Source organism: Marinobacter halophilus, from assembly GCF_003007685.1.
GTDB lineage: Bacteria > Pseudomonadota > Gammaproteobacteria > Pseudomonadales > Oleiphilaceae > Marinobacter > Marinobacter halophilus.
This window is the reverse complement of sequence record NZ_PXNN01000006.1, coordinates 83,503-105,513: the sequence shown is the minus strand read 5'-3', so window position 1 is coordinate 105,513 and position 22,011 is coordinate 83,503. Positions and strand designations below refer to the sequence as shown.

At 57.3% G+C, this 22,011-nt stretch carries 19 protein-coding genes and 1 tRNA gene; 9 read left to right on the top strand and 11 right to left on the bottom strand.

Translation table 11 applies throughout. The features are described from left to right. Nucleotides 1-2: 2 nt before the first annotated feature. The 6 genes from C7H08_RS04580 to C7H08_RS04555 form a co-directional block, all read right to left on the bottom strand. Nucleotides 3-974, bottom strand: coding sequence for a tRNA dihydrouridine synthase (locus tag C7H08_RS04580; protein ID WP_106670590.1), 972 nt, complete (start codon nt 972-974; stop codon nt 3-5). A 134-nt stretch (nt 975-1,108) separates the two neighbouring features. Next, nucleotides 1,109-3,280, bottom strand: a complete 2,172-nt coding sequence (gene katG, locus C7H08_RS04575) for a catalase/peroxidase HPI (RefSeq protein ID WP_106670589.1) — start codon at nt 3,278-3,280, stop codon at nt 1,109-1,111. 264 nt (nt 3,281-3,544) lie between these two features. After that, nucleotides 3,545-3,763 carry a DUF2835 domain-containing protein gene (locus C7H08_RS04570; protein WP_106670588.1) on the bottom strand — a complete coding sequence of 73 codons (219 nt, stop codon included), beginning with the start codon at nt 3,761-3,763 and terminating at the stop codon, nt 3,545-3,547. Nucleotides 3,764-3,777: 14 nt separating this feature from the next. Beyond that, complete coding sequence (gene htpG / locus C7H08_RS04565; protein WP_106670587.1) at nt 3,778-5,670, bottom strand: molecular chaperone HtpG; 1,893 nt, start codon at nt 5,668-5,670, stop codon at nt 3,778-3,780. A gap of 162 nt (nt 5,671-5,832) precedes the next feature. Next, nucleotides 5,833-6,267: a PaaI family thioesterase gene (locus C7H08_RS04560; protein WP_106670586.1), complete on the bottom strand. Its 435-nt coding sequence runs from the start codon at nt 6,265-6,267 to the stop codon at nt 5,833-5,835. Then, nucleotides 6,264-6,734, bottom strand: coding sequence for a PaaI family thioesterase (locus C7H08_RS04555; protein ID WP_106670585.1), 471 nt, complete (start codon nt 6,732-6,734; stop codon nt 6,264-6,266). The genes C7H08_RS04560 and C7H08_RS04555 overlap by 4 nt, the downstream gene beginning before the upstream one ends. 382 nt (nt 6,735-7,116) lie before the next feature. Here C7H08_RS04555 and C7H08_RS04550 point away from each other — a divergent pair, with 382 nt between their 5' ends. The 4 genes from C7H08_RS04550 to C7H08_RS04535 all read left to right on the top strand — a co-directional run bounded on the left by C7H08_RS04550 (nt 7,117) and on the right by C7H08_RS04535 (nt 11,216). Continuing rightward, a complete protein-coding gene (locus C7H08_RS04550; protein ID WP_106670584.1) occupies nt 7,117-8,367 on the top strand; it encodes a M48 family metalloprotease in 1,251 nt (416 codons plus the stop codon). 161 nt (nt 8,368-8,528) lie between these two features. Further along, entirely contained in the window at nt 8,529-9,074 is a 546-nt protein-coding gene (locus C7H08_RS04545) for a hypothetical protein (RefSeq protein WP_106670714.1), read from the top strand. Further along, complete coding sequence (locus C7H08_RS04540) at nt 9,074-10,261, top strand: iron-containing alcohol dehydrogenase (RefSeq protein ID WP_106670583.1); 1,188 nt, start codon at nt 9,074-9,076, stop codon at nt 10,259-10,261. Before C7H08_RS04545 ends, C7H08_RS04540 begins: the two co-directional genes overlap by 1 nt. Before the next feature lie 301 nt (nt 10,262-10,562). Further along, nucleotides 10,563-11,216, top strand: a complete 654-nt coding sequence (locus tag C7H08_RS04535; protein WP_243411410.1) for a substrate-binding periplasmic protein — start codon at nt 10,563-10,565, stop codon at nt 11,214-11,216. Between the two features lie 4 nt (nt 11,217-11,220). Here the strand turns inward: C7H08_RS04535 and C7H08_RS04530 are convergent, their stop codons facing one another. Both C7H08_RS04530 and C7H08_RS04525 read right to left on the bottom strand, forming a co-directional pair. Continuing rightward, nucleotides 11,221-13,707, bottom strand: a complete 2,487-nt coding sequence (locus C7H08_RS04530; protein ID WP_106670581.1) for an ABC transporter permease — start codon at nt 13,705-13,707, stop codon at nt 11,221-11,223. Beyond that, the gene (locus C7H08_RS04525) at nt 13,707-14,426 is read right to left on the bottom strand and encodes an ABC transporter ATP-binding protein (protein ID WP_106670713.1); all 720 of its coding nucleotides are present in this window, start codon (nt 14,424-14,426) and stop codon (nt 13,707-13,709) included. Before C7H08_RS04525 ends, C7H08_RS04530 begins: the two co-directional genes overlap by 1 nt. Nucleotides 14,427-14,495: 69 nt before the next feature. On the opposite strand from C7H08_RS04525, the gene C7H08_RS04520 reads away from it, so the two are divergent. Further along, nucleotides 14,496-15,128 (top strand): arylesterase, encoded by a 633-nt coding sequence (locus C7H08_RS04520; RefSeq protein WP_106670580.1) that lies wholly within the window; start codon nt 14,496-14,498, stop codon nt 15,126-15,128. Nucleotides 15,129-15,316: 188 nt separating this feature from the next. Here the strand turns inward: C7H08_RS04520 and C7H08_RS04515 are convergent, their stop codons facing one another. Then, nucleotides 15,317-16,282, bottom strand: coding sequence for a YheT family hydrolase (locus tag C7H08_RS04515; RefSeq protein ID WP_227663371.1), 966 nt, complete (start codon nt 16,280-16,282; stop codon nt 15,317-15,319). A gap of 73 nt (nt 16,283-16,355) precedes the next feature. Here C7H08_RS04515 and C7H08_RS04510 point away from each other — a divergent pair. Beyond that, a tRNA-Asn gene (locus tag C7H08_RS04510) sits at nt 16,356-16,431 on the top strand. 54 nt (nt 16,432-16,485) lie between these two features. Here C7H08_RS04510 and C7H08_RS04505 read toward each other — a convergent pair. Continuing rightward, nucleotides 16,486-17,775: a M18 family aminopeptidase gene (locus C7H08_RS04505; RefSeq protein ID WP_106670578.1), complete on the bottom strand. Its 1,290-nt coding sequence runs from the start codon at nt 17,773-17,775 to the stop codon at nt 16,486-16,488. 114 nt (nt 17,776-17,889) lie between these two features. On the opposite strand from C7H08_RS04505, the gene C7H08_RS04500 reads away from it, so the two are divergent. Together C7H08_RS04500 and C7H08_RS04495 are read left to right on the top strand one after the other, a co-directional pair. Continuing rightward, nucleotides 17,890-18,375 carry a hypothetical protein gene (locus C7H08_RS04500; RefSeq protein WP_106670577.1) on the top strand — a complete coding sequence of 162 codons (486 nt, stop codon included), beginning with the start codon at nt 17,890-17,892 and terminating at the stop codon, nt 18,373-18,375. Between the two features lie 106 nt (nt 18,376-18,481). Next, the gene (locus C7H08_RS04495) at nt 18,482-19,087 is read left to right on the top strand and encodes an outer membrane beta-barrel protein (protein WP_106670576.1); all 606 of its coding nucleotides are present in this window, start codon (nt 18,482-18,484) and stop codon (nt 19,085-19,087) included. Between the two features lie 167 nt (nt 19,088-19,254). On the opposite strand, the gene rlmKL is transcribed toward C7H08_RS04495, so the two are convergent. Next, nucleotides 19,255-21,429, bottom strand: a complete 2,175-nt coding sequence (gene rlmKL / locus C7H08_RS04490) for a bifunctional 23S rRNA (guanine(2069)-N(7))-methyltransferase RlmK/23S rRNA (guanine(2445)-N(2))-methyltransferase RlmL (RefSeq protein ID WP_106670575.1) — start codon at nt 21,427-21,429, stop codon at nt 19,255-19,257. A gap of 324 nt (nt 21,430-21,753) precedes the next feature. Between rlmKL and rmf the strand changes: the two genes are divergently transcribed. After that, nucleotides 21,754-21,966 (top strand): ribosome modulation factor, encoded by a 213-nt coding sequence (gene rmf, locus C7H08_RS04485; protein ID WP_106670574.1) that lies wholly within the window; start codon nt 21,754-21,756, stop codon nt 21,964-21,966. Nucleotides 21,967-22,011: the final 45 nt, after the last annotated feature.

Genomic DNA, 22,011 nt, shown 5'->3' with positions numbered 1-22,011 from the left:
CCTCAGGCCGCGCGACTGTCGCCGGCTGATACCGGCTGATCGAGGCAGGCCAGCATGGGCGCCACCTCACGAATTTTGCGGGCCTGGGGCCACAGGGCTTCAGCCTCGGCAAAGCCCTGGCGCAGGTAGTTGAGCCATTGCTTGATGCGGCCGGTGACGAATTTGTCTTCCAGCCGGGTTTGCAGGGCAGCGGCGTATTCGCGCACCAACGCTACCGCCTCGGCCCAGGTCATGGGCTCAAAGTTTTCACCGCGCTGGGACGCTTTGATCCGCGCCGCCAGATCCGGGCGAGCGATCAGGCCCCGGCCGATCATCACGTCGTCACAACCGGACACCTCCCGGCAACGCCAGTAGTCGGCAACGGTCCAGATTTCGCCGTTGGCGATCACGTGGCTTGTGACCGCTTCCCGTACTTTCGCGATTTCTTCCCAGTACGCTGGCGGTTTGTAGCCGTCCACCTTGCTGCGCGCGTGGATCACGATTTCCGAGGCGCCCGCGGCTTCCAAGGCCTGGGCACAGGCGACACCCATGGAGCGATCATCGTATCCCAGACGCATTTTGGCGGTGACCGGAACCTCCGGGGGGACGGCTTTGCGCACGGCGGCGGCAATCGCGTACATCAGCTCCGGCTCGCGCATCAGAACGCACCCGCCCTTGTGCTTGTTGACGGTTTTGGCCGGGCAGCCGAAATTGATATCAACCTGGGTGGCCCCCAATTCTGCAGCCTGGGCACCGTGGCGCCCCATCATCTCAGGATTGGATCCCAACAGCTGGACAGCGACGGGTGTACCCACCTGGGTGAGTGCCTGGCTGTGCAACTCGGGCGCGTATTTGTAGAAAATCCGGGGCGGCAACATGCCGTGGGTCACGCGAATGAATTCGGTTACACACCGGTCAATACCACCGACACGGGTAAGAGTTTCGCGGATGGGTGCGTCGACCAGCCCTTCCATCGGGGCAAGGATGATTCGCATGAAGGCTCCAGAAGCTGAAAGAAAAAGCACAATGCAGCTGATCAAAAATCAGGCGGAGCGGATTGTAAGGAATTTGGTGGGAAGTTGATAGCCGGACACTCCCCTACGGGAGTGCCCGGCCGGGTACGGCTAGCTTACTTCTTCACATCAAAACGGTCAGCGTCCATGACCTTGGCCCAGGCGGAGACGAAGTCCTTCACGAACTTCTCCTGGTTGTCGTCCTGCGCATATACTTCCGCGTAAGACCGGAGGACAGAATTTGAACCGAACACCAGATCAACACGGGTCGCAGTGAACTTGGTGTTGCCGGTCCTGCGATCCACGATGTTGTAGGAGTTTTTACCGGTTGGCTCCCAGCCATTCGTCATGTCGGTCAGATTCACAAAGAAGTCGTTGGTCAGTTGGCCAACGCGGTCTGTGAACACACCGTGCTTGCTATCGCCATAGTTGGTACCGAGCACCCGCATGCCGCCCATCAGCACCGTCATTTCCGGCGCGGTCAGGCCCATCAGCTGGGCGCGGTCCAGGAGCATCTCCTCCGGCTTGACCACGTACTCTTTCTTCTGCCAATTGCGGAAGCCATCAGACAGCGGCTCCATCGGCTCGAAAGATGCTGCATCGGTCATCTCGTCCGTTGCGTCGCCACGGCCTTTCTGGAAAGGCACATGCACGTTATAACCGGCTGCTTTCGCCGCTTTCTCGACACCCAGGTTACCACCCAGCACGATGACGTCTGCGATGCTGGCTCCGGTATCAGCCGAGATCTGCTGGTACACGTTCAACACCTTGGCCAGACGGGCAGGCTCGTTGCCTTCCCAGTCTTTCTGAGGCGCCAGACGGATACGGGCACCGTTGGCACCGCCACGCATATCTGAGCCTCGGTAAGTGCGTGCACTGTCCCAAGCGGTTGAGACCAGTTCACTGATGCTGAGACCGCTTTCGGCGATCTTCTCTTTCACCGACTCTTCAATGTAATTGGTCTCACCTTGCGGAACCGGGTCCTGCCAGATCAAATCTTCAGCCGGCACGCCCGGGCCGATGTAACGTGATTTCGGCCCCATGTCACGGTGAGTCAGCTTGAACCAGGCACGAGCAAAACAGTCATTGAAGTATTCGGGGTCTGCCATGAATTTCTCACAGATCGCACGGTACTTCGGGTCTACCTTCATCGCCATGTCCGCATCGGTCATCATTGGCATACGGCGGACCGAGGGGTCGGTAGAATCAACCGGCATATGTTCTTCTTTGATATCCACGGGTTCCCACTGGTTTGCCCCCGCCGGGCTCTTAGTCAGTTGCCACTCGTAGCCGAACAACAGGTCAAAGTACCCCATGTCAAACTTGGTCGGGTTGGTGGTCCAGGCGCCTTCAATACCCGAAGTAATAGCATTGGTCGCTTTACCGTCCAGATTCGGATTGACCCAGCCAAACCCTTGTTCGTGAACATCGGCACCTTCTGGCTCCGCTCCCAGTGTTTGCGCATCACCGTTACCGTGAGCCTTACCAACGGTGTGACCACCAGCAGTCAGGGCTGCGGTCTCTTCGTCATCCATCGCCATACGGGCGAAGGTCACGCGAACCTGCTCGGCCGTTTTCTGAGGATCGGGCTGACCGTTCACACCCTCAGGGTTCACATAGATCAGGCCCATTTGCACAGCAGCAAGCGGGTTCTCCATGGTGTCGGGCTTATCGACGTCTTCGTAGCGGCTATCGGATGGCGCCAGCCACTCTTTTTCAGCACCCCAGTAAATATCTTTCTCTGGATGCCAGATGTCTTCACGACCATAAGAGAAGCCGAAGGTTTTGAGGCCAAAGGATTCATAGGCAACGTTTCCGGCGAGGATGAACAGGTCACCCCAGCTGACCTTATTGCCGTACTTTTTCTTGAGCGGCCACAACAGACGGCGCGCCTTGTCCAGGTTGCCGTTATCTGGCCAGGAGTTCAGCGGGGCAAAACGCTGACTGCCGGTACCAGCGCCGCCACGGCCGTCGGCCAGGCGGTAGGTACCGGCTGCGTGCCAGGCCAGACGAATCATCAGGCCGCCGTAATGACCCCAATCGGCAGGCCACCATTCCTGGCTGTTGGTCATCAGCTCATGCATGTCTTTTTCGAGCGCTTCAAAGTCTAGTTTTTTGACTTCTTCGCGATAGTCGAATTCTTCGCCCATTGGATTGGTTTTGTTGTCGTGCTGATGCAGGATGTCCAGGTTAAGTGACTCTGGCCACCAGTTCATCACATCACTCTTTTCGGCTGTGTTCGATCCATGCATTACCGGGCACTTACCACCAGTATTATTATCAGACATCGTATTCTCCTGTTTCTGCGTCATTGGCAAATCTCTATTTTCTTGATGCGGTTTCACTAAGAATAGAACATTCAGAATTGCCTGCTTGAATGTTTCCTACCGTCGAGATAGTGAACACCTATAGGCTTTTTACTGTGACTGGAAGGCCATCAGAACGTGATAACTTTAGCGCGCAGGCGCACCCAAGAAACAATTAATTAAAGATAAGCTTTTGAAAGCTTTTAACAATCGATAGACGGGGTCGTATTCCCCTGGAGTGCGTGATCAAAGCCGCTCGATGGAAATGAACTTGCCCTGGTCGTCAAACAGGATCCGAAAGCTGCCCTGAATGCCATTTTGCAGGTAAAAGCGGGAAAGGATACGACCCGGGAAGCGGACGGAGCGTCCGTCCCGGGCCGTGGTGCGCACATCGGTCGCCACGCCCTGATAAAGCTTGATCCACTCGTCAGGGCTGATACTGATGTCCACAATGATCTGCTGCATACGGTGCGGCCGGCTTAGTTAGCCAGCTCCAGCAACAGACGATTCAAACGGCTAACGTAAGCGCCAGGATCTTTGAGTTGTTCGCCGCTGGCCAGGGTGGCCTGGTCGAACAACACCGCCGACAGCTCACTGAAGCGCTCGTCTTTGGATTCCTGCTCCAGGCGCTGCACCAGAGGGTGATCCACATTGATTTCAAAGATCGGCTTGCTGTCCGGCACTTTCTGGCCGGCGGCTTCCATGATCTTTTTCATCTGGGCGCCCATATCAAACTGTCCGGTCACCAGGCAGGCCGGTGAGTCGGTCAGGCGGTTGGTCACCCGAACTTCCTGAACCTGGTCTTCCAGTGCTTTCTGAATCCGCTCAGTCAAGCCCTTGTGTTCTTTGGCGGCTTCTTCCTGGTGTTTCTTGTCTTCTTCAGTTTCCACTTCGCCCAGGTCCAGATCACCGCGGGCAACGTCCTGGAACTGCTTGCTGTCGTACTCGTTTAGGTAACCCATCATCCACTCGTCGATGCGGTCCGACAGAATCAGTACCTCGATGCCCTTCTTGCGGAACACCTCCAGGTGCGGGCTGCTCTTGGCGGCCATGAAGTTATCGGCGGTGACGTAGTAGATCTTGCTCTGGCCTTCTTTCATCCGGGCAATGTAGTCATCCAGAGAAACGTTCTGGGTGGCCTCGCCAGTGTGGGTAGAGGCAAAGCGCAGCAGGCCAGCGATCTTCTCCCGGTTGCCGAAGTCCTCGGCCGGGCCTTCTTTGAGCACGGTGCCGAATTCATCCCAGAACCCCTGGTACTCGTCCGGGCTCTTCTTGGCCAGCTTGGACATCATGTCCAGTACCCGCTTGGTCACCGCGGTACGGATGCTTTCAACGGTGCTGTCGTTCTGCAGAATCTCACGGGAAACGTTCAGCGACAGATCGTTGGAATCAATCACACCTTTGGTGAAGCGCAGGTACAACGGCAGAAACTGTTCGGCGTCGTCCATGATGAACACGCGCTGCACGTATAGTTTCAGGCCGCGGGGCGCTTCCCGGTTGTACATATCAAACGGTGCACGCTTGGGCAGGTACAGCAGGCTGGTGTAATCCAGTTTGCCTTCGACCTTGTTGTGGGACCAGGTCAGCGGGTCTTCAAAGTCGTGGGCGATGTGCTTGTAGAACTCTTTGTATTCTTCGTCTTTGATCTCGGTACGCGGCAGTGTCCATAGGGCGGTGGCATCGTTGATGGTTTCGTATTCGCCCTTCTGGCCGTCTTCTTCGCCTTCGGCCTTCATGACCACCGGGAAGGAGATGTGATCAGAGTATTTCTTGACCAGGCTGCGCAGCTTCCAGCCGTCGGCGAATTCCTGAGCGTCCGATTTCAGGTGAATGACAATTTCGGTGCCACGGCGTTCACGGTTCACTTGTTCAATGGTGAACTCGCCATCGCCTTTGGACTCCCAGTGCACGCCTTCTTCGGCCGGGGCGCCGGCACGGCGGGTAAACACGTCGACTTTGTCGGCCACAATAAAGGCGGAGTAAAAGCCAACCCCGAATTGGCCGATCAGCTTGCTGTCTTTCTTTTCATCACCCGACAGCTGCTTGAGAAATTCAGCGGTACCGGAGCGGGCGATGGTGCCCAGATTGGAGATAACATCGTCGCGGGTCATGCCGATGCCGTTGTCACTGAGGGTGATGGTGCCAGCGTCTTTGTCGTAATCCAGGCGGATTTTGAGTTCGGAGTCGCCCTCAAACAGGCCATCGTCTTTCAGGGCGGCGAAGCGCAGTTTGTCTTCGGCGTCTGAGGCGTTGGAAATCAGCTCACGAAGGAAGATTTCCTTGTTGGAGTACAGAGAGTGGATCATCAGGTGAAGCAGCTGCTTCACTTCGGTCTGGAATCCCAGGGTCTCTTTGTTGGTTTCTACCGTCATGGCTTTTCGTTCTCCTACTGGTTACGTTTGGTGCCAGACGGGAGTGGGAACGACTTTGCAAGGTTTTGGAAAGCCGCCCCCACCCCGTCTCCGAACAATGGAATTGGTTTCAACAAAAGTTGGGGGCGGGTATTCGATTTTCAAGACCTTGGGCCCGTAAAATCAGTCTTCTAACAAGAAGTGCGCTCTTGCGGTAGCGATGGGCTGGGAGCGGGATTTTTGCCAGGCGGTGATCATGACGTTGGCTACGCGGTTGCCCTGACGAGTCAGGTGGCATTCGGCGTAGGTTTCGAGGTTGAGACCCGCGCGCAGGTAATCAAGAGAGAAGTCGATGATTCTGGGCATGCGCAGGGTGTCCTGGGACATGATCAGGTAGATGGCAGCGGACATTTCCATGAAGCCGCCGATCACGCCGCCGTGGATAGCCGGCAGTATCGGGTTGCCCAGGTTCTGCTCTTTTTTGGGTAGGCGGAAAATCAGGTCGTCGCCGAAGCGGTCGCACTGCAAGCCTATCCAGGTGGCGTAGGGAATGCTTTCCATCATGCGGGAGAAGTCGCCGGTTTTCTGGGTGTGCTTGAGGATTTCCGGGTCGGTCATTCTTCACCTCCGGTAATCAGGTCACGGTAGTGTTTCGGGCTGGCATCCTTGCCGATCCGCATAAATGTGCCCACGCAGTTGGCGATGGTTTCGCCGCCTTCCTGGTAGGCCTCGCACCGGGTAAAAATAATATTTCGAGTAACCTTATAAGTTTCCGCACGGGCGAAGACCGGCTTTCGGGGCTCAGCCGGACGCATGTAATCAACCCGGAGATCCAGTGTCGGGCACAGTTCGAAGTCTTCCAATGCGCAGATCATGACGGATCCGGAGGCAGTATCCATTAACGTAGTGATGGCACCACCGTGAATTACACCGGTATCGGGGTTGCCGATGATCTTGTCGCTATACGGCAATTCCATAATCAGATAGCCCTCACCCGCTTCCTTTGCGGACAGGCCGAGTTCGCGGGCCTGGTTCAGCGTGCTCACAAACCGGTTAACCCGGTCAATTCGGGTTTCATCATTCATCCAAGAGGGTCCTGCAAATCAGTTTTTCGTGGTGATTGCTGCGCTCTGCTTGCCCGGAAACGCTTCTTCAAAACAAAACCTTACCGGAGCGCAGGCCCGGAGCATAGGCATCTCAAAGTCATCGCCTGCAAGGTTGCAGATGTAGGGGTATTGGACAGGCAGGCTCGCGAATCAGTCCGCTTGTGCAAACAGAGAAAGTGCGAAAACAAAGCCGTATTATGATACGCGAAGGCGTCGGGTCGGGCCATCACTGCAAGGGCCCGACACCGAAACTATCGGCGTAGTGTGCTATATAATGGGCATTCCAAGCCTACGCTTGCGCTTCAACGGATCCGAACGCCCAAAGGAGTCAGCTGTGAACCCCCGACACTTTTCTAGACTGATGGCACTTGCCGTGATGTTTTTAATCATCACCGGTTGCGCTGTAAATCCCGTCACTGGCAAGAAACAGTTGTCGCTGATTTCCGAAAGCCAGGAATTGGCGCTTGGGGCCGAACAATACACCCCGACCCAGCAAACTCAGGGTGGCCGATTCTACCTCGACCCGGAGCTGACGGTGTATGTGCGTGAGGTGGGCATGAAAATGGCCCGGGTCAGTGATCGCCCCGACCTGCCCTATGAGTTCGTAGTGCTCAACGCCAGCGCTCCCAATGCCTGGGCACTGCCGGGCGGTAAAATCGCTGTTAACCGGGGCTTGTTGGTGAAATTCGACGACGAAGCCCAACTGGCGTCTGTTCTCGGCCACGAGATTGTTCATGCGGCCGCCCGCCACAGCGTTCAGCGTATGCAGCAAGGCATGCTGATTACCGCCGGTGTTGCCGGTCTTGGCCTTGCCCTTTCTGACAACGAATGGGCCGGACTGATCATGGGTGGCGCTGCCGTAGGCGCTCAGCTGGCACTGGCCCAATACAGCCAGGGGGATGAGCTGGAATCGGACGCCTATGGTATTCGCTACATGAAAGCGGCGGGCTATGATCCCCAGGCTGCGGTAGAGCTTCAGGAGTTGTTCCTGGAGCTATCCCAGGGACGTGACAGTAGCTGGCTGGACAACATGTTTGCCACGCACCCGCCATCCGCTAAACGGGTTCAGGAAAACCAGGCACTGGTTAGTCAGATTGGTGCAGGCGGATTCCGTGGCCGTGACATTTACCAGCGCCGCATTGCCATGATCAAGGAACTTCAGCCGGCCTACGATGCCCACGACGAGGCGATGAAATTGGCGTCCAAGGGCGACATGAGCGGCGCTCTGGATTCCATCAACAAGGCGATCCGGCAAGAGTCGGGTGAGGCCAAGTTCTATGCGCTGCGTGGCCGCATCTTCAAAAAACAGAATGAAACGGAGAAAGCGCAGGCAGATTTCGACAAAGCCGTTTCGCTGTACCCGGAAATGTTTGAGTACCAGCTTTACAACGGGTTGAATGCCCTGGCGTTGAACAATCTGGACAAATCCCGTGGCCACCTGGAGCGCGCAAATCAGGTCGTGCCAACATCGATCGCTTTTCTGCGCCTGGGTGATATTGCCAGCCGCCAGGGTCGTCGTAACGACGCAGTGAAATACTATTCCACCGCGGCGGAAGCCGGCGGCGACGTGGGTGAAGAGGCGAAACGCAAACTGGCCGAACTCGCCCGGTAAACCGTGAGGATCGCCAGAGAAACCGGGGGCTTGAGGCTCCCGGTTTTTTTTTGGATTACCCGATTTGCCGCACTGACACCGAAAGCCTGTCACTGATTGCATTGACTTTTAGAGCAATAACTCTAAAAATCACCTGAACAAACAACAATCGGATGGCGATCATGCTCGTAAAGCGACTTCAACCGATGATTTCCCATGCCAGGCGGAGTTATGTGGGACTGATGTTCCAGGTAATGGGCCGGGCACTGCAGGCAATCAGCGAAGTAGATGAAAAAACCCGTAATGAAACCCGGGCCCTGCCTGAGGGCTTCCTGTTCGAAATGCAGGTTATGCCTAACGGCCCGGCACTGATCGTGGAGCACACCGGCGACGGGCTGCTGTATTACCACGGCGACAGCGCGCCCCGCCCTGTGGATCTGTCTATTCAGTTCAAACATCTGACCCATGCGTTTCTGGTGCTGTCGTTCCAGGAGAAAACCTCGGTCGCGTTTGCCAACGATCGAATGCTGGTAGATGGCGATGTCAGCCTGGCGGTCAGAATGACCCGGGTGCTAAACCGGCTGGAGTCTTTCATTCTGCCGAAACTGGTTGCCCAGAGAGCGGTAAAAGAATACCCGGCCAATCTGCATCTGCCTGAGAAGCTGATGAGCGCGGCCCGAATTTACCTGAAAGTTGCCACCAATCTTGTCGAGACAGTGAGAGCATAATGACTAACAAATATTACGAGTTCTTCTGCCCGGTAAAAGTGATTGCCGGCAAAGCTGCCCTGGAACACATCCCTTATGAACTGACCGGGCTGGCTGCCAAACGGCCCATGATTGTGACCGACAAAGGCGTGCGCGCTGCCGGCCTTCTGGACCCGGTGATTGCTGCCTGCGAAGAGAGTGGGCTGGAGATTGTGGCCATTTATGATGACGTGCCCCCGGATTCTTCCACCACCGTGGTCCGTGACATCGCCAAGGTCTATCGCAAAGAAAAATGCGATTCCATTATCGCGGTCGGTGGCGGTTCGGCCATCGATACCGGCAAGGCCGTCAACATTCTGGTCTCTGAAGGCGGCGATGACATCGCCAAGTACAGCGGTGCCGGCATATTGAAGCACCCCCTCAAACCCTTCTTCGTGGTCCCGACCACGGCCGGCACGGGCTCTGAAGTGACTTCGGTTGCCATCATCAGTGATGAGAAAAAAGGCGTCAAACTGCCATTCAGTTCGTCTTTCCTGCTGCCGAACGCCGCCATTATCGATCCACGCATGACCTTGACTCTGCCGCCCCATATCACGGCTGCCACGGCTATGGATGCGATGACCCATGCCACCGAAGCCTTTACCTGCATGGCCAAGAATCCGCTGAGCGACGCCTACGCCACCGCAGCGATCAAGAAAGTCAGCCACTCACTGCTACAGGTGATGGACAACCCGAAAGACGAAGATGGCCGATTGGAACTGGCTCAGGCTTCCACTATGGCGGGCATTGCGTTCTCCAACTCCATGGTAGGCCTTGTTCACTCCCTGGGACACGCCACTGGCGCCATCTGCCACCTGCCCCACGGCCTCTGTATGAGCCTGTACCTGCCCTACGTGCTGGAGTTCAATCTGGAAAGCATTCGCGAGCCCCTGGGTGAGCTGCTGCTTTACCTGGAAGGCCCGGAAGTTTATTCGGCCACGCCGGCGGCACGCCGTGCCGAAGCGAGTATTTCCGCCATCCGCAAGCTTCGCGACGCACTCTACAAGCGCTGCGAATTACCGCGGACTCTGAAGGAGACCGGCAAGGTTCTGGAAAGCCAGCTTGACGCTATTGCCGAAATGGCTCTGGACGATGGCTCGATCATGTTCAATCCAAGAGAAGTAACTCTGGAAGACGCGCGCACTGTGCTTCGCAAAGCCTGGGCCTGATCAACAGTACACTTAGGCTAACCCGCGAATTTAGCCGGTTAGCCTAAGGTCAGATTCACAATGATTGAAATAAAAAGGGAAAACGTTACTATCTGACAATGGCTCTGGCACGGAATTGGCCACGCAAGTAAGACAGATAAACAAAGCATACCTGTTTCAACCTGAGTTCCTTGCAATGAGACATCTGTTTTCCCGAACATCACTGCTTCCCAACAAAGCCCTTATCGGACTGATTGCTGGTGCCGTTTTTTCATTGCCTTCCTATAGTTCCGACGATCGGTCGGAAATCTTTCGATTTAATGTGTCCCCAAACGGTTATCCCCCCTACCTGATTGTCGACGGTCATGAGCCTTCGGGCATCATGTGGGATGTGGTTGCGACGATCGTTCCTCGCCTGGGTTATACCCTGGAGGCCCAAAAAATTCCGAGAAAGCGAGTCGATCAAATGCTCGAAGACGGCTACCTGGATGGAACGCCGCGAGCGATCGAGTGGACTGAAGAACCTGAAAAATTCCTGTTCACCGACCCGGTTGTCAACGTGGAAGAAGTGTTCTTCTTTGCCAGCAACTCACAACTGGAATACCAGTACCCCAGCGATCTGTTTGGCAAAACCGTGGTGACTCATTTGGGGTACCTCTACCCTGACCTGGAACCCTACTTCGAGGACCGCCGTATCACCCGGTTTGATGTGCCGCGCGATCGCGACATGTTCCGGTTTCTGCTCCACGGTGAGCGCTTCGACGCTGCTCTGGCCGATCGCCTTGTGGGTCAGTGGATTCTCAAATCCGAAGGCCTGAAAGACAATATCCGCACCTCAGACAACGGCATCAGCCAATACGGGTTCCGGGTTATGGTCCGGCCTGACTGGGCTGACTTCGCAGAAGCCTTCAACCGTGAACTGGAGGTGATTCGCGAGAACGGCGAACTGGATGCCATTCTCGCGAACTATCGCTGACCCTTTACTCGAGTCGTCGCAGCAAAAGCATGGGTGACACACTCAGCACTGGGCGTAATTGCCAGCGCCCGAACAACGCCAACAGCACCGCGCTGATTACTGGTATCGGCAGCATGACCTGCCAGTGCCAACTGAAGCCACCTTCAAACATTCTGACCTGCAGGGCATAGACCGCTGCCTCGGCAGCCAGAACCCCCAGCACACCGGCGAAGAAGCCCAGAAGCGCGAACTCCAGCATGGTGCTACGCGCCAACAGGGATTGCTGACCACCCAGGGTTCTGAGCAATGCACCCTCACGCTGCCGATCCCTGAGGGTGGCACTGACAACCGCCGCCATGACCACCAGCGCCGCCGCCAGAATCAGCGCCAGGATAGCCTCGATGGCCTGGGTCACCTGCCGGACAATCTGTTGGATACGTTCGATGATGTGATCAATTTCCAGTACCGACACCGTCGGGAACCGGCGTGAAAACTCATTGAGCGCCACCTTGTTGGACTGATCCAGGTGGAAACTGGTGATCCAGGTACCCGGCATGTCCGTCAGCCCACCTCCGGGCGGAAACGCCATGTAAAAGTTGGGACGCATGCTGTCCCACTGAACCGTCCGTATGCTGGTTATTGCCTCTGTCACCGTTTCCGAGCCGATGGTGAAGGTCAACCGGTCACCGAGCACCAACCCCAACTGTTCCGCCAACTCAGCTTCAACAGAGACCCCTTCGGTTTCTCCGGGCGTAAACCAGGAACCGGCCACAATTTCGTTGTCTTCAGGAAGTGCGGCCATCCAGGTCAGGTTGAGCTCACGGTTCAGAGCTCCGACCCGCTCATCTTTGCTGACGGCTTCTTTAACCGGCTGATCATTCAGCTCGGTCAGGCGTCCGCGTACCATCGGATAGACGGTATCCAGCGGGGCATCACGGTCAGCCCAGAAGGCTTCAACGTCATCGACAGCGTCTGGTGCGATATTGATCAGGAAGTGATTGGGCGCATTGTCAGGCAACTGTGCCTGCCAGTCGTCGAGCAAGGAGGTACGAACCAGTATCAGCGTTGCCGCCAGCATCAGCGTCATCGCAAATACCGCCATCTGCGCCATACTGGCCCGCCGGTGCCGATACAGTCCCACCAGCGCCAGACGCCACGCGTTGCCGCCGCCACGGACCTGGCGCAGAGCTGCCACCATCAGGCCTCCGAGCAAGGCCAGTGCCACCAGCAACAGCGCCAGGCCACCCAACAGGGAAATCACCAGCGAGATCTCGCCGGCATACATCCAGACCAGACCAAACACCGCCACAATGGCGATGACCATATCCGGTATCGCCTCCCTGCCGGTTTCTCCGGGCTGAGACCGCAGCACCCGCATGGCAGCAACGTGACGCAGCCGGCGAATGGGCGGGTAGGCAAAGGCGAACAGCGACACCAGTGCGGTCAGTAGAGCTGGCACCAAGGCCGAGGGATCCAGATAGAAGTCCACCGGTTGCTCCAGGACGTCACTCAACAGCCGCACCAGAACCCAGAACAATGGCAGCGCCACCAGCAGGCCACCCAGCACACCCACTAGCCCCCACAGGGCAAGTCGGCGCAGGTAGAGACGGCCAATACCCTTGCTGGGAAGCCCCAGGGTTTTCAGTAGCGCCACGGTGTCGCGTTGAGACAACGCATACTGACGACTGGCGACGGCCACTGCGACTGCTGCCAACAACACCGCCAGGCTGCCACCCAACAGCAGAAAGCGCTCGGCTCGCTCCAGCGAGCGGGAGAAGGTTTCGCCATCGCGCACACCCTCCCACTCATGGCTCGGCTCCAACTGGGGCTGAAGCCATTGGTAATAGTCATCCAACAGGTTCTCGGTACCAGCAAACAGGTAGATATACTCAACACGGCTGCCCTCCTGAATCACACCGGTACCCACCACGTCATCGACGTGAATCATCACCCGAGGCGCCAATGATGACAGCCGGAACCCGCCATCGGGCTCCCGGATCAGCAGGTTGGTGATCGTCAGCTCCAGATTACCCACTTCCAGGCTATCGCCGACCTCAAGCTCCAACAGACGAAGCAAACGTGGGTTAATCCAGATTTCACCCCGGCCCGGGCCCGCATCAACGATAGATCGAGATTCATCCGCGCCTGGCTGGATTTCAATCTCGCCCCGAAGCGGGTATTCATCGCTGACGGCTTTTACCGACACCAGCTGGAACCCTGTTTCGCCGAAAACCATGGTCGAGAATTCGATCATCTGGCCGGTTTCGAGACCACGGTCACGAGCTTCTTCAAGCCAGCCTGGCGGTACCGGTCGTCCATTTTCGGACTCCAGCTGGCGGTCCGCCGCCAGGAAGGAGCTGGCAGAAGACACCAGCGTGCGCTGAAGCTGACTGGCAAACAGACCGATGGTCGCCACGGTGGCCACGGCAATGACCAGGGCGACCAGAACCACTCGCACATCACGCTCGCGCCAGTCCCGGCGCACCGACATCAGTTTTTGTTTGGCTGCCATCAGTGTGCCCGCTCCCGGGCCGATTCTGGCTCCGTCAGAATTCCGGCTTCGATATGCAGCTGTCGGCCACACCGGGCAGCCAGTTGTTCATCATGAGTGACCATGACCAACGTGGTGCCCTGCTCGCGGTTCAGTGCCATTAGCAAATCCGAGACGTCTTGCCCGGTCCGGTTATCGAGATTGCCGGTCGGCTCGTCGGCGAACAGCACCACTGGGTCGGAGGCGAACGCCCGGGCGATGGCGACCCGCTGCTGCTCGCCACCGGATAGCTGACGGGGAGTATGGTTCAGGCGCTCACCCAGCCCCACTCGCACCAATAGCTCTTTGGCCCGGACTTCCGGTGCATCGATGCCCGCCAGCTCCAGTGGCAGCATGACGTTCTCAAGGGCACTGAGTGCCGGCAGTAACTGAAAGGACTGAAACACGAAACCTACCCGGCTTGCCCGCAGCTTGGCTCGTTCGTCTTCACTGAGGCTGCTGATTTCGGCGCCGTCTAAAGCCACGGTTCCCTCGGTGGGGGTGTCCAGTCCGGCCAATAAACCGAGCAGTGTGGTTTTGCCAGATCCCGAGCGGCCGACGATGGCTACGGATTCTCCCCGATTGATTTCCAGACTGACCCCCTGCAAGATCGTCAACGTATCTGTTTCCAGGCTGACCCGGTGGGCAAGATCGGTCACCCGTAACATCGGACTGGTGTCGCTAGTGCTGAGATCCGTCATCTGATTCACGGTCGCTCCGTTGTCTGGTTCTTTGGTTTATCGAATCTGTAAAGGGTATACGAATTTACTATGCATACGGTATCGGTGTACGTCAGATCAATCGCATTCCTGGTATTCACGCTGCTGGCCTGGCCGGCATTGGCCGCTCAAAACACACTGTTGGTGGTTGGTGACAGCCTGAGCGCTGCCTACGGAGTGCCCTCCGAGACCGCTTGGGTGCAGTTGCTCCGTGACCGGCTGGAAGGCCGCGGCCTGGAGTGGCAGGTGGTGAATGCCAGTATCAGTGGGGAAACGACCGATGGCGGTTTGCGGCGCCTGCCGGATTTGCTGGAGAAAAATCAGCCCGATGTGGTGATCATTGAGTTGGGGGGTAATGATGGCCTGCGAGGGTTTCCGCCTGAGGTGATCGAGGCGAATCTGGCGCAGATGATCGAGCTGATTCTGGAAAACGGTGCTACACCGCTGATTGTGGGTATGCAGATTCCGCCAAATTATGGTCAGCGTTACACGCAGATGTTTGCGGATATCTTTCCAACTCTTTCAGACCGGTACGGTGCGGCTCTGGTTCCCTTTTTTCTGGAGGGGATCTACAACCAGAACGGGATGATGCAGGACGACGGCATTCATCCGACCGAGCAGGCTCAGCCTGTGTTGCTGGACAACCTTTGGGATCGGTTGAAGCCTCTTCTTTCTGGCGCTTAGTTTTTAGAGTTTTGTTTGTTTGGTGCAAGTTGAGTGAGTCCGGAGGCTCTTTCCTGGAAACGCTACGAGCACATCCCTGTGCGCTTCGCTCCGGCCATCCATGGCCTCCGAGATTCCAGGAAAAAGCCTCCGGACTCCCTCAACCCAAACTTTAGAACTGGAGTCAAGTTACTGCTCCAACCATTTATTTAATAAATGGTTCTTACAAAGTCTAGCGCCCTTCGCTCTGACCAGTAATAGCCATCTTTGGCATGTTCGACAAATCCCACGTGCCCTCCCCACTTCGGCATTTCCACCTTCACATAAGCCCCAAGAGTCTTCCGGGATTCCGGAAAACACTGCGGGGACAGGAACGGGTCGTCGGCGGCGTTGACCATCAGGGCCGGTACCCGGATGTCTTTTAATCGGAACAGTGCCGAGCAGCTGGCCCAGTAGTCCTGGGCATCTTTGAAGCCGTGCAAGGGGGCGGTGTAGCGGTCGTCGAACTGGTGGAAGGTGCGGATGTTTTCGAAGCCGTCGACGTCGATCAGACCCGGGAAGCGTTCGGCTTTTTGCTGCATTTTGCCGTGCAGGTCTCGAAGAAATCGCTGCATGTAGATCTTGCGGCTGGGCAGCGCCAGCATGTCGGCGCTGCCAGCGAGGTCGGCCGGGACGGAGTAGGTGACGGCGCCGCTGATTCGGCTGTCAATCCGTTCACTTTGCTGGGCCAGATACAGCAGCGTGAGGTTGCCACCCATGCTGAAGCCAGACAGAAAGACGTTGGTGTAGCTGGCGCCCAGGGCGTGGCTAACCACGGTGTGCAGATCTTCGGTGGCGCCGCTGTGGTAGAACCTAGGCTGGTGGTTCATCACGCCGCCACAGGAACGGAAGTTCCAGGCCAGGACGTCCCAGCCGTCGGCCATCAGCGCCCTTGCCAGGCCGAGTACGTAGGGCCGGCGGCTGTGGCCTTCGAGGCCGTGGGAGATGATGGCCAGGCGGTCGCTGCCCTGGCGATACCAGTCCAGGTGCAGCTCGTCGTCATCGGGGGTGGCGATGATGTCGGTCTGGGGTGCGGGCATGGGCACGTTGCGGAACAGGGTTGGCCAGACGGACTGAACGTGTCCGTTGCGCAACCAGACTGGAGGCCGATACGGGTGATGACTGCTTCTGTGCAAATTTTGACCTTTCATTTCAGGGGGTTGACGAACCAAATCAAAGCACTTAATATGCGCGGCACATTGATGCTGTTCCCCGATAGCTCAGTTGGTAGAGCAACGGACTGTTAATCCGTTTGTCCCTGGTTCGAGCCCAGGTCGGGGAGCCACTTATTTCGAAAAACCGCTGATTGTTCTCAATCAGCGGTTTTTTATTGTCTGTTTCAGAACACTTCTGCCCGCTGCATAAACTCCTTCAGCACCTGGTACAGAGTGAAGCCATCTGCCGCACCCACCAACTCACGAATAGAGTGCATGGCAAACTGCGGCACGCCGATATCCAGCGTGGTCACGCCCAGGTTGCCAGCGGTCAAGGGGCCTATCGTGCTGCCACAACCCATGTCGCTGCGCACCACGAAGGTCTGGTGAGGCAAGCCCAGCTCATCACTGATATGACGGTACAGAGCGGCCGAGCGGCTGTTGGTGGCGTAGCGCTGATTGTGGTTGACCTTGATGACCGGGCCCTGGTTCAGAATCGGGCCGTGATTCTCATCGTGTTTGTCCATGAAATTCGGATGCACGCCGTGAGCGTTGTCGGCGGAAATCATCATGGAATGAGCAATCGCCCTGCCCTTGCCGGCACCACACCAACGCTCGAGCACCGTTGCAAGGAAGGGGCCCTGGGCACCTTCGGCTGACATGCTGCCGACTTCTTCGTGGTCGTTGCATACCAGCAGTGCGGCCTCGTCACCGGAGGTTTGCAGCAGTGACTGCAGGCCGATGAAACAGCTTAGCAGGTTATCGAGGCGCGCAGAGGCTAGGAAGTCTTCCCGCAGGCCGACAAATGATGCGCCCTGGGCGTCATAAAAACTGAGTTCGTAGCCTAGCACCTTGCGGATTTTAAGGCCGCATTCACTGGCAATCTGCTCGCGCAACAAATCGCTGAAGGCCGTAGTATCGGTTTCTGGCACCTGCATGACCACCGGCGGCAGGTCGGTCTGGGCATTCACCGTGCGGTTGCTGTTGGCTTCGCGGTCCAGGTGAATCGCCAGGCTCGGAATAATTGCCACCGGCTTGCGGAAGTTAATCAGAGTATCCTGAACCTTACCGGCATCATCGAGCACGGTAACCCGACCGGCCAGTGACAGATCCCGGTCGAACCAGGGGTTCTGCAGCACGCCACCGTAGACTTCGACACCCAACTGGAAAAAGCCCTTGCGGCGCAGTTCCGGATTCGGCTTCACTTTCAGGCAGGGGCTGTCTGTATGGGCACCGACCATACGGATGCCGGAGGTCACCACGTCTTTGGTGCCGGTGCGGAAGGCGACAATGGATGAGCCATTACGAATCGCGTAATAGCCTTTGCCCGGCTCAAGAACCCAGTCTTCGCGCTCGTCCAGCGGCTGAAACCCGTCAGCATCGAGACGGGCCTTCATGGTTTTCACCGCATGCCACGGCGTTGGTGAAGCGTTCAGAAATTGAATCAAGTCATTATTAAATTCAGTGTGTTCCATGATCTTCCTGATTGCATGATAATGGCTGATACAGTATGGCATGAAGCCGCTGCCGCTCCTACAGGGCGACGGATTGTCCCTATACTCACCCATCGATCCAACCCGGAGTTCACTGTGTCGATACCCCGTTTTCTGGACATCGAATACTGTCAGACCGACGACGTTCTGTTTCCCACGGCCATTGCCTGGTCCCTGGCGGATGGCCAAATGAAGTCCGTGGTGATTGCACCGGATGATGCCTGGCTGCCCGAAGACGGCGACTTAGGAGACATCGACCTGCTGTACCTGGAAGAACAGGGAGTGCCGGTACTTGAGCTGGTCCGGGAACTGCACGAAGATCTGCCGGACCAGACCGTGTACGTAGATGGCATGGACCCGGATGAGATTCTGGTCGATCTGATTTTCAGCGCGGTGCAGCAGGATGCCCCGTTCGAAATAGCGCCGATTGCCGACCTGATCAGCGGCCTCGACAGCGACACCATCGAAGATCAACGTCGCCAGCTGATGTTTGACGAAGGCCTGGAGCCCCAGTTGCCGGAGAATGGCGTGTATGCCCTGCTCCTGCTGGCCCGTGAGGCGGGTTGCCTGGACGACTTGTAAACCATCCCGACCGAGACGGGGAAGTGTGACCGGTGTCTGCGTAACAAAGCGTTACACAAGGCAGAATCTGACGTCAGCACCGTTACTGACAGGACGCCGAATAATAATGAACAAGGTCGCATCACGTTTTCTCACCACCAGCCTGATCACTCTTTGCCTGGCGCCTCTGGCCAGCCAGGCTCAGGAAACTCCCCGCTCTGACAAGCACTACGTCGGGCTTCTGGTTACCGCCCTTGAGCATCGCTCCATCGGCGACCGCACCAAGGAAGATGGCTGGGGTCAGGCGGGCTCTGTGGTCATTGGCGGCCATCTGAACGATCTGATTCACGCTGAAATCCGCCTTGGCGGCGGATTCAGCGATGCGGAAGTGTCCCGGGGAGATCTGACGTTGGCGGTGGATTACTTTGCCAGCTGGTACATGGGCCTGCACTATCCAGTCACCAGCTACGCCAACGTCTATGCCCAGGCCGGGTTCACCCACATCAAGGGCGACGCCACGCTGGCCAACCGTGAAGAGGGTTACAACGCCCAGTTCCGGGATATCGAGGGCGATTATCCGGACAGCAGTTTCAGCATCAGCTGGCTGGCCGGGATAGATTTTCAAGTGCTGGACAATACGTTTCTGGTGTTCGAAGGCGGGCGTTTGTTCAAGGACACCGGCAGCAGTGCCAATACCTTTCAGTTTTCTTCGGGGTTGCGTTACGAGTTCTGAGCGGAAGACTTCCTAAACCCCACGACTCCCACTCCGACGCCCGGCGAGGCAGGTGGGGGCCTCTTTCCTGGAATCTCGGAGGCCATGGGCGGCCGGAGCGAAGCGCACATGGATGTGCTCGTAGCGTTTCCAAGGAAGAGGCCCCCACCTGCCTCCTCCCCCTCCAGTCAGGCCCTGTGCTGAATATGCCAGCAGCTGTGAATTTTCTGATTCCGCTGGAAATCCTTGTCCAGAGTGCTGGCCGTCACGTCTTTCACTTCAAACTCTTCCGCCAGGTCATCGTCCAGTTTGAATTTGCGGAAGTTGTTGGAGAAGATCAACAGACCATCGCTGGATAACCGCTCCATGCACTGCCTCACCAGGACGCCGTGATCCCGCTGGACATCGAGCACACCGGCCATACGGGCGGAGTTGGAGAAGGTCGGGGGGTCCATGAAGATTAAGTCGAAGGTCTGGTTCGCAGTTCTTCTGTCTCCCAGCCAGGCCAAGCAGTCTGCCTGTTCGACCAGGTGTTTGCGCAGGTCGGCGCGGTTCAGGGCTAGGTTGTCGATGGCCCAGTTTACGTAGGTTTTCGACATGTCCAGGCTCAGAGATCGGCTGGCGCCGCCGACGGCCGCGTGTACGGTGGCCGCACCGGTGTAGCAGAATAGGTTAAGGAACCGTTTGCCTTTGGCGTGTTGCTGTATCCAGTGGCGTACCGGGCGGTGGTCCAGGAACAGGCCGGTGTCGAGATAGTCTTTCAGGTTGACCTTCAGGGTGCAGCCATACTCCTGCACGTTGAGGTATTCACCGGTCGCCGCCTGCTTCTCGTACTGCTTGGTGCCGCTCTGGCGCTGGCGCTGTTTGCACACCATGTCTTTCGGATCGATTTCCAGCACGTCCGGGATGACCGCCATCGCTTCCGCCAGTCGCTCCCGGGCAGCCTTTTCATCGATCGATTTTGGCGCCAGGTATTCCTGAACGTGCACCCTACCCTCGTAGATGTCGATCGCCAGGGCGTACTCCGGCATGTCGGCGTCGTACAGGCGGTAGCAACCGATATTCTGTTTTCTGGCCCATTGGCCGATGGTTTTCAGGTTCTTTTTCAAACGGTTGCGCAGCATGTCTGCGCGCTCGGGGTTGGCGATACGCGGCATGACCTGGCCGGCCGTGGCCGGATCTCTTGGCACCATGGCGTTTTCAGCGCGCACCTCAAACAACAGCAGCTGGGCGGGCAGTTTGCCGTTGAACAGGTTGTATTGCTTGAAACTGCGCAAGCCGACGGACTTGCCGAATTCAGGGGCACCGGTGAACACACCCAGGCGCCAGCCGGTCAACTCGCGAATCACCACTTCACCCAGGCTCTGGTACAGGCCGGCCAGGTCTTTGCGTTCACTCAGGCGCTCACCGTAGGGCGGGTTGGTCAGAACCAGCCCCTGCTCCGCCCAGGTGTCCTGACGGGCGAACTCTGCCAGCGGACGGGGTTCCACGATGACGATGCCTTCGAGCCCGGCCCGCTGGATATTGCGCCAGGCCGTGTCCAGCACCCGGCTGTCCTGGTCAAACCCGGCAAACACCGGTACACGGCCCTGTTTGCCTTCGTGGGCGCGGCGCTCGGCTTCCTGACGCAGGCCAAGCCAGAGTTCCGGCTGGTGTCCAGGCCACTTTTCAAAGCCGAAATGATCCTGCTTGCGCCCGGGCGCAATATCCAGGGCCATCAGGGCTGCTTCAATCAACAGAGTGCCGGAGCCACACATGGGGTCGACAAAATCACCACCGGCTGCCGCGATTTCCGGCCAGCCCGCGCGCAACAGCAGTGCTGCCGCCAGGTTTTCTTTCAGCGGGGCGAGCCCCTGCTCGGTACGGTAGCCGCGCATGTGCAGGCTGTGGCCGCTGAGATCGAGGCCGACCGCCAGTCGGCCACGGTTCAGCCGGGCTGAAATCGTCACATCCGGGTCTTTCTGGGCCACCGCCGGTCTTGCCGCACCGGCGCCGCGGATGCTGTCCACGATGCCGTCCTTGACCTTCTGGGCGCCAAACTGGGTGTTCCGGAGCTCTTCGTTCTGCCCCAGGAAGTTCACCCGAAAGCTGCCACCGGCCGGAATATGAGCCAGCCAGTCCAACGCCACCACACCGTCATAGAGTTCTTCGGCGCTGCGGGCATCCACCTCCGCAATGTGCAGGATCACCCGGTTGGCCAGTCGTGACCACAGGCACGCCCGATAACCGGCCTCCAGCTCGCCCTCTACCCAGACCCCTGCCGGAGCATTGCGCACCTGTGCCAGGCCAAAGCTCTCCAGTTCATCACCCAGGAGATACTCAACGCCCTTAGGGCAGGTTACAAAAAAGACATGCTTGGACAAAATCAACTCCTGGTTTTCTGGATAAAGCCGGTAAGCCGCCGGTATAGCGGCAAAACCCGAATACGGGCTGTCATCGTTAGTTCATAAATCTATAAAAAATGCTTCATATAGATGAAATAAATCGTGTACATGCGCTCAAGGTTCGTCTTACCTTGTACCTGACGCGTCATTCCGGAAGCCCAATAACCAAAGCTTCCGTTAACAGGATCCTGACTGCTCTGACCTGAGCTGGCAATAGTGGGTTATCCCGGATGGGAACCAATTCTGCCGTGGTCACTGCAGATGTGTACACGATTTTCTGTTAATCCATCAGTGAGGAATGGCATGAAAAGACAGAAGAGAGATATGTACGCTCGTGCATTCAAGCGGGGTTATCTCGCTGGCGTGTCCGGCAAATCCAAAGACAGCTGCCCGGTTGATCAACCAGAAGCTCGCCAGGAATGGTTGAGTGGGTGGCGAGAAGGCCGCACCGATAATTGGGAGGGCATGACCGGCGTTTCCGGCATCCATAAACTGGCCAACGTAACCGCAACCTGATCGCGGTGTTGGCCTACCCCGTTTAACTTGATCTGTTTTTTTCAA